This is a genomic window from Marseilla massiliensis (assembly GCF_016899855.1).
Classification (GTDB): Bacteria; Bacteroidota; Bacteroidia; order Bacteroidales; family Bacteroidaceae; genus Prevotella.
This window is the reverse complement of sequence record NZ_JACJJG010000210.1, coordinates 1-1,251: the sequence shown is the minus strand read 5'-3', so window position 1 is coordinate 1,251 and position 1,251 is coordinate 1. Positions and strand designations below refer to the sequence as shown.

The window sequence follows — 1,251 nt, the reverse complement described above, 5'->3', positions numbered from 1 at the left end:
TGTCTGCGCCGACAGCGAGCCCACGATGAGCGTGAACAGCGCCACAAGCGCAAGTCGAAAAGTTTTTAAATTACCAGACATAAATGTTACTATTTTAATTAATAAAAGATAAATATTTTCATTGTTTAAGTGTCCTTATGTTTTCATGAGTTCATAATGCTTTTATTGACAACCCACATACAGAATGAGATTCGCCATCTCATCTTTCGCTCCTGAACACGTTGAAAGCCAACATTTTAAATGCGGACAGACAGATTTATGGAGCGTATTATTTCATTTGTTTTTTGATATTAGTTTTTAATAATTTGATAAATCTGCCCACAAAGTTAGCAAAATTTTATATTGTGCAAAACTTTTTTCTTTATTTTTTTATAAAAAGATAATTTAATAGATTTTTTAAGGGCGTGCCTAAAGACGAAAATTAATATCTGTTAACATATATACAGACATCTAATTTTCAATGACTTCAACTGCCTGCAACATGTATCCACAAGCCCTTATATATAATAAGGTATATGAAAAGCATAATGAATGCCCGGATTTTGCCAACGGTAAGGTATTCACATTAGACTAAAAGTTATGTCGTCATTGGGCCATTACTGGCCTTCGGTTGCGTATGCGGATAGGATATGGCTATTTGCCGAGCATACAAACATCGTAATGTTTTGCTGATTTGGCGGTATGATGTCGTCATCGACGGTGCGAAAGGCCGCTTTTAATAACCTTAAAGGCCGCTTTTAAGGTTACTAAAAGCCGTCTTTAAGCCAGCAAAAGATGGCTTTTTAAAATTAGAACAAATATCTTTGAATAATTAAATAAATAGCATTTATCGACTGTAAATTAAATAAAATCGCAATTATTTTACCGTATATAATTATAATTTTAAAGCCACCAGTTCTATGGGTGAAGGCTTTAGAGTTACTATTTAATTAAAATAGTAACATTTATGTCTGGAAATTTAAAAACTTTTCGACTTGCGCTTGTGGCGCTGTTCACGCTCATCGTGGGCTCGCTGTCGGCGCAGACAATCAAAGGAAATGTGAAAGATTCCAACGGAGAGGCCGTCATCGGCGCAACAGTCCTCGAAAAAGGGACTAAAAACGCCGTAGTGACCGATATCGACGGAAACTTCTCCATTAAGTTATCGAGCGGTAACGAACTGCAGTTCTCATATATTGGTATGAAGCCGCAGACGGTAAACGTGGCCGGAAAGAGTAGTGTAACAGTTACAATGGAAGATGAGGCTACTGC

Annotated in this window: 1 protein-coding gene; it reads left to right on the top strand. The window is 36.7% G+C overall.

What is annotated here, in order from left to right; translation table 11 throughout:
• Positions 1–946: 946 nt before the first annotated feature.
• Positions 947–1,251: carboxypeptidase-like regulatory domain-containing protein (locus tag H6A34_RS14415; protein ID WP_205106080.1), on the top strand; the 305-nt coding region annotated here is incomplete at its 3' end.